General features: G+C 69.7%; 4 protein-coding genes. All 4 read right to left on the reverse strand.

What is annotated here, in order from left to right:
• Positions 1-100: 100 nt before the first annotated feature.
• The gene (hemG, locus tag VNE60_03890; protein ID HVB30650.1) at positions 101-1,579 is read right to left on the reverse strand and encodes a protoporphyrinogen oxidase; all 1,479 of its coding nucleotides are present in this window, start codon (positions 1,577-1,579) and stop codon (positions 101-103) included.
• Positions 1,576-2,979, reverse strand: coding sequence for a glutamyl-tRNA reductase (gene hemA / locus VNE60_03895; protein HVB30651.1), 1,404 nt, complete (start codon positions 2,977-2,979; stop codon positions 1,576-1,578). Before hemA ends, hemG begins: the two co-directional genes overlap by 4 nt.
• On the reverse strand, positions 2,976-4,229 hold the full coding sequence (locus VNE60_03900; protein HVB30652.1) for a TIGR04053 family radical SAM/SPASM domain-containing protein: 1,254 nt from the start codon (positions 4,227-4,229) through the stop codon (positions 2,976-2,978). Before VNE60_03900 ends, hemA begins: the two co-directional genes overlap by 4 nt.
• A gap of 167 nt (positions 4,230-4,396) precedes the next feature.
• Positions 4,397-7,075 (reverse strand): S41 family peptidase (locus tag VNE60_03905; GenBank protein HVB30653.1); only part of this gene is annotated, 2,679 nt, incomplete at its 5' end.

Raw genomic sequence — 7,075 nt, forward strand, 5'->3', positions numbered from 1 at the left:
TACTCGGGCAGCACGCGCCCCGCCTGGCGCATGAACCAGACCGGCGTGCGCTCCACCGGCTGATGGCGGGCGGCGCGCATGAACAGCGTGGACTCGATCGTCACGTCGTACTCCGGAATTCGGATGGAAAGCGCGCCGCCAACACCTCGACCACGGCCGCCGCGGTGCGCTCGCCCGATCGCACGCAGTCGGGAATGCCCACCCCGCCGAAGGCGGCCCCGGCCACCGCGAGCCCGGGGCTCCGGGCCGCCTGCGCCTGGATCCGCGCCACGCGTTCGAGATGCCCCACATGGTACTGCGGCATCGCGCGGTCGAAGCGATTCACCTGCACCAGTTCCGGCTCGGCGGTGATCCCCATGACCTCGCGCATCTCACGGCGCACGATGCCAGACAGTTCGTCCTCGGAACTCTCCACGAACGACCCGCGGCCCGCCCCGCCCAGGAACAGACGGAACAGCGCGTGCCCGGCCGGCGACCGCCCCTCAAATTTACTCGACACCCAGGTGCAGGCGAGCACCGGCCGCTGCAGGATCCGGGGCACCACGTAGCCGGTGGCGTCCAGCGCCCGTGGCACGTCACGCGCGGGGTACGCCACCGAGATCGTGACGGTGGAGGCGTACTCGATGCCGCGGAGCGCGGCCGACAGCTCCTCGTCCACGGGGCGCACCAGCGCCGCCGAGAGATATGCCGGCGTGGCCAGGATCACGGCGTCCACGGTGAGCCGCTCGCCGTTGGCGAGCGTGATCACGTACTCCGGCGCGTCGCCGCCCGCCGCTGCCCGCTCCACCCGCTCCACGCGGGCCCCGGTGCGAATGACCACGCGCGTGCCCGTCGGCTCGCGCCGCCGCACTTCGCGCTCGATGCCGGCCACGAGCTCACCGAGCCCGCCGGGCAGCGACAGGAAGCCGAACGCGCTCGGCGCGCCGGCGGCGCCCGCTCCCGCGCTGCCGCGCTGCTTCTTCTTGGCCGCCAGCATGCCGCGCACCAGCCCGCCATGCTCCCGCTCGTACGCCCGCAACTGCGGAAACATCGCCTCCATGCTCAGCTTCGCACCGTCGCCGGCCGAGATCCCGCTGAGCAGGGGCTCGACCAGCCGCTCGTACATCTCGCGGCCCAGGCGGCGCGTCACGAAGCTCTCGATCGACTCGTCGGGCGCGTGGCGCCGCGCCGGGATGAAATACTCCATGCCCACGCGCAGCTTGCCCAGCGGCGACACGAGCGGCGTGGTGGCGAACGGCGCGAACCGCGACGGCACCAGTCCGGTGAGCCCGTCGGGCATCCGCCGCAACGTGGTGCCGCTCAGGATGTACGATCCTTTGACCTGCGGATTGGTGCCGTGCAGCCGGTCGCCCAGCCCCACGCGGCGGGCCAATTCCACGGCGGCCGGCTTGGCGGCCAGGATCACGTCGGGTCCCGCTTCCATGAGGAAGTCGCCCGAACGCTCGCTGCGGATGTGTCCGCCCAGTCGCGCCGAGGATTCCAGGAGCGTGACCTGCACCGACGGGGCAACCCGCGTGAGGTGCTCCAGCGCCGCCAGTCCACTGATGCCGCCACCGATGATGGCGACGCGTGCGGTCATTGGCGCAGTCCGAAGAGGTGGCGGAGCGCCATCGCGTATCCCGCCACCTGTCCGTTGCGCGCCTCCTGGCGCAGCCGCTGCATGGGCTGATGGAACAACCGGTTGACCAGCGATTCCGAGAACGCCTCGATGTGCGCGCGATCCGCGTCGCTCAGGTGCGCGAAGTGGCGGCGCGCCTGGTCGAGCGTGGCCTGCCGCACCTGGTCGGTGTGGCCGCGCAGGTCGGCGATCAGCGGCTGCACGTCGAGCTGCCGCAGGGCGGCGATGCACTCGCCGGTCTCCTCCTCGACCACGGCCTCGACGCGCGGAATCTCCGCTTCGCGCTCGTGCAGTCCGTCGTTGATGCGCTGCTCGAGCACGTCGAGGTCGCTGTACGACACGTTCGGCACCGTGGCCACCGCCGGATCCACGTCGCGCGGCACCGCGATGTCGATGATCAGCAGCGGGCGATCGGGACGGCAGGACATGGCGGTGCTCACCATGTCCCGCGTGATCACGTGGTGCGGCGCCGACGTGGACGTGATCACGACGTCGGCATCCTCGAGCGCGTCCTGCAACCGTTCCAGAGCCATGGGGCGTCCGCCCACCCGGGCGCTCAGGCGGTCGGCGTGCTCCCGCGTGCGGCTCACTACGCAGATGTCGTTCACTCCCCGGTAGTGTAGCGCCGACACGGCCAGCTCCGCCATCTCCCCGGCGCCCACCACCACCACCGACGCCGAGCCCAGGTCCTTGAGCGCCGTGCTGGCCAGCTTCACGGCCACCGAGCTCACGGTGGTGGGGTTGCGATTGATGGCGGTCTCGGAGCGGGCGCGGCGGCCGGCGCGGATGGCCCCGCGGAACAGCGTGGACATCATGTGGCCGGCGGCGCCCTGCGCGGCGGCCGCGGCGAACGCTTCGGACACCTGCCCCAGAATCTGCGGCTCGCCGATCACCATCGACTCGAGACCGGCCGCGGTGCGGCACAGATGCCGCACGGCCGCGTCGCCGGTGAGCGTGTAGAGCGCGGGCATGAGTTCGGCGCCGGGCACGGAAGTGCTCTCTTCGATGAGTTCCACCAGCGCCTGGTCGGCGCCGTTGCCGCCGGCGGCGTAGAGTTCGATCCGGTTGCACGTGGAGAGCACCACCAACTCGCTGATCGCCGACGGACGCTCGTCGCGGCCGCAGCCAAAGCGCGCGAGGGCGGCCGCCACCGCGTCGGGCGACACGGCCAACCGCTCGCGCAACGACAGCGAGGCGGTGCGGTACGAGACCCCCACGCAGATCAGCCCGCCGTCGGGAGCGTGCGCCCGCGGATTGGCCCTCGGGTGCTCGGCCGAGCGCTCGCCCCCGGCCGGAGGCCCGAACTCCGCCACCGTCGTCTCGCCGATGACGTCGCTCTCGGACACCGCGGTGGCGCTCATGCCCCGCTCCCGGCCACGAAGGCCTCGATCTGCGCCACCGGGAGACTCCGCCGGTAGCGCGACTCGAAGTAGGTCGCCACCGGCTCCGCCTCGCCCCGTTCCACCATGGCGGCGTAGCGGTTCGGGATGTGGGTGCAGAAGGGTTCCGATTCCATGAAATCACCCGTCATGCCGTAGGCGCGCGCCCGGCTGCCGCCGCAGACCTTGAGGTACTCGCAGACGCCGCACTTGCCCTTGATCTGCGTGCGATCGCGCAGCTGCGCGAAGATGGGCGACTCGCGATACACCGTGAGCAGGTCGTCGTTCCGCACGTTGCCGGCCACGATGGGCAGGAATCCCGACGGCATGATCTCGCCGGTATGGCTGATGAACATGAACCCGTCGCCGTCGTTCACGCTGCGGGCGCGGCCGATGCCGTCGGACAGCGAGAACATCACGCCGCCGGTCATCGTGTCCGGCGCCGCGTCGCGCGAGCCGGCGCGGCGCTCGGCCACCTGGCGCTCCATGATGACGCGCGAATACTGCGGGGCCGCGGTCGCCTTGATGTCGAACGGCGCCGTCTTGGACAGATCGTACATCTTGTGGAAGATCTTCTCGTACTCCTCCGCGCTCGCCACGTCGCCTGGCTTGGCCCGGCCCGTGGGCACGAGGAAGAACACTTCCCAGAAGACGATGCCCAGCCGTTCCATGAGAGCGGCCAGATTGTCGAAGTCGTCGATGTTGTGGCGCGCGATGACCGTGTTCACCTGCGTGGAGAGCCCGATGCGCCGGCACTCTTCAAGGATGCGGATGCCCCAGTCGAAGGAGCCGTCGACACGCCGGAAGGCGTCATGGATCAATGGGGTTGATCCGTCGAGGCTCACCGCCAGGCGGGAGATCCCCGCTTCCTTGAAGTTCTGGATGGCCTCGGGGGTGGCCAGCGGCGTGGTGGCCGGCGTGACGGCCATGCGCAGCCCGAGATCGAACCCGTAGCGGACGAGTTCGAAGACGTCGGGGCGCTTGAGGCAATCGCCTCCGCTCAGGACGAACACCACGGGACCGAACTCGCGCACCTTGCGCAGCATCGCCTTGGCTTCGTCGGTGCTCAATTCATCGGGGCGCCGGTATGGCACCGCCTCTGCTCGGCAGTGGCGGCACGCGAGGTCACAGGCCCGTGTCGTTTCCCAGATCACGACGAAGGGGGATTTGGCGAAGTCGAAGTCCCCGATTCCCGCGCGTCCGTGACCTTTCACTGGGTGCATCTGACCCATCTCCCGTCTGGTTGGCTGGCGAGCGGCCGGATGCGCCGCACCGCACGGGCGCACGATGCCAAACACAGCCTCACGACGGTGTCGGGAAATGCTGGAAGTCGGCGAGCGACGCCACTACAGCTCGGTCAGGGAATCCCTGACCGAGCCCCCGGCGACCCGTCAAACGGTCAGTTTGCCCCGCCCCTGCCCGGTTTGAAGCTCTTGTCGGGGTACGGCGGCGGCGGCGGCACCGGCCGCGGATCGGCCTTGATCTCGGCCTGCAGTTCCTTGACCGCCGCATCCAGCTGCGCGTCGCTCCCCTGGAACGTGGCATGGGGCAGATTGTCCACCACGACGTCCGGATCCACGCCGTGCCCCTCGATCATCCACGTGCGATCCGGCAGGTACGTGCCCATCTCGGCGGCGCTGGCGATGCCCCGGTCCACCATCACGTTCTGCTGGCTGAGCCAGATCTCGCCGCCCCACGTCCGCGTGCCGATCACCTTGCCCAGCCCCAACTGGCGGAACCCCTCGGCAAACGCCTCGCCGTCCGACGCCGTGAACGCATCGGTGAGCACCACGATGTGCCCGCGAAAGGCGTACTGCATGTTCCACGTGGGGTCGCCTACGCGACGCTGGAAGTAGAACCACGCCTTGCGGATCAGCTTTTCCAGAATCCAGCTGTCGATGTTGCCGCCGCGGTTGTGGCGGTCGTCGATGATCAACCCCTGGCGGTTGAACACGGGGTAGAAGTCGCGCTCCCACTGGTCCATGTCGGTTCCGCCCATGGCCCGCAGGTGCAGATAGCCAATGGCGCCGTGGCCGAGCGAATCCACCGCCAGCCGGCGCGTGTACTCCCATTCCGAATAGCGCAGGTTCGATTCCTGCGCTTCGGTGATCGGATCGACCACCACCTCGCGCTCGGCGCCGTTGCCGCCCGGCTTGAGGGTGAGCAGCACCTGGCGGCTGGCTTCATTCCGCAGGAGCGCGCCGATGTCCGGCGCCGAGAGGGCCGGCACATGGTTCACCGCCGTGATCACGTCGCCCTCGCGCACGTTCACGCCGTAGCGGGCCAGCGGCGAGAGCTCGTTGGGCGAGTCGGGGTCGTTTCTATAGATATGCTGGACGCGGTACCCGCCGGCCGTCTCGTCGCGCGCCAGCACGGCGCCCAGCGATGCGGGGTGGATGGAGTCGTCGCTCACGCGCAGGTCGCCCCCGCGCACGAAGGTGTGGAGCGCCGAGAGTTCGCTCACCGCCTGAGAGATCAGATCGCTCAACTCCGCGCGGTCGGTCACGCGGTCCACCAGCGGCGCGTAGCGGGCGCGGATGGCCGGCCAGTCCACGCCGTTCATGTGCCGGTCGTAGAAGTAGTCGCGCTCCAGCCGCCACGCGTCCACGAATTCCTGCCGCCATTCCTCGCGCGGATCCACGTGGATGGTCCAGTGGCTCAGGTCCACGCGGTCCTTGGCGCTGTCGGCCGGGGCCTTGGCGCCGGCGTCGAACACGTAGAACGCGTTGCCGCGGCGCACCATGATCCTCCGGCCGTCCATCGAGAGTTCGTACTGCCGCACGCCCACGGCGAACGGCTCCGGACGCGCCGGCCGGTTGCCGATCGGGAAGCTCATGAGTTGCGCGCCGGCGGCCGCGCCACCGCGCCCGCCGCCCGCTGCGCGCGCCAGGAAGTACAGGCGCTTGCCGTCGGTGGAGAGGTCGCTGTAGTCGCCCGCCGGCACCGGCAGTTGGACCAACCGCTGTTCGATGCCGTCCAGGTCGATCGTCACGTGCACCGGCGCGCGGTTGTTCGTGCGGCCGGCGCGCGTGCTGTCGCCCCGAGCCGCGCCGCTGTCGGCCGCCAGCCCGCGCGTCGGATTGGTCAGTTCGTTATCGGGCTGGAACGGGGACCGCTCGCCTGCGGTGAGCGCCAGCGCGAACAGTTCCGTCTGATCGGGAAAGTACGGTTCCGGCTGCCGCGAGCCCCACGGCGATCCGACGGTGGTCTGCAAGTGGCGCTCGGAGAGGAAGTACAGCCACTTGCCGTCCGGGCTCCACGCCGGGCTGCTGCTGTCGTAGCGATCGGACGTGAGCGCCGTGCTCTTGCCGCTGTCGATGCCGTACACGTACACGCGGTTGAACTGGTTGGACGCCGGCGCCGTATAGGCCACCCACTTGCTGTCGGGCGCCCACTGCACGTCGCCGAAGTCGCCGTCGCGGTTCACGCCCAACAGTGTCTCCTTGCCGGTTGCGAAGTTCAGCAGCCAGAGCTGGTAGTTCTTGTCGGTGTGCATGAGCCAGCGGCCGTCGGGACTCGGAATGCCGTCCCATCGCAGCACCTGCGCGCCCGTGGTGAGCTGCCGGGGCGCCGAGCCGTCGGTAGGCACGCGCCAGAACTCCACCTCGCCGCTCTTGTCGGAGAGCGTGAGCAGCGACTTGCCGTCCGGCATGTAGCGCGCCAACCGGTATCGCACCCCCTGGTCGTGCGTCATGGTGGCCAGCCGCCCGCCCGCGTCGCCGGCCGGCGCGGTGAACACCTGCCCGCGCGAGGTCAGCACCACGCGATCCCCCGTGGGCGAGAGGTGCGCCGAGGTGAGCAGGGCCATGGGGTCGGTGTCCCACTTCTCGCGCGTCTGGTCGAAGTCGCTCACGAGATGGATCGGGATCACCGCGTCCTTTCCCGTGGCGATGTCGTACACGCGCAGATCGGCGCCGCACTGGTACACGATCTTCCCGTCGCTCAGGCTCGGCGTCTTCACGTCGAAGTAGGGCTGGTGCGTGAGCTGCTTGAGGTCGTGGCCGTTCTCGTCCATCGACCAGAGGTTCATCACGCCGTCGCGATCGCTGGCAAAGTAGATGCGGCCCTTGTACGGCAT

It is taken from the genome of Gemmatimonadaceae bacterium (assembly GCA_035533755.1).
Taxonomy (GTDB): Bacteria; Gemmatimonadota; Gemmatimonadetes; order Gemmatimonadales; family Gemmatimonadaceae; genus JAGWRI01.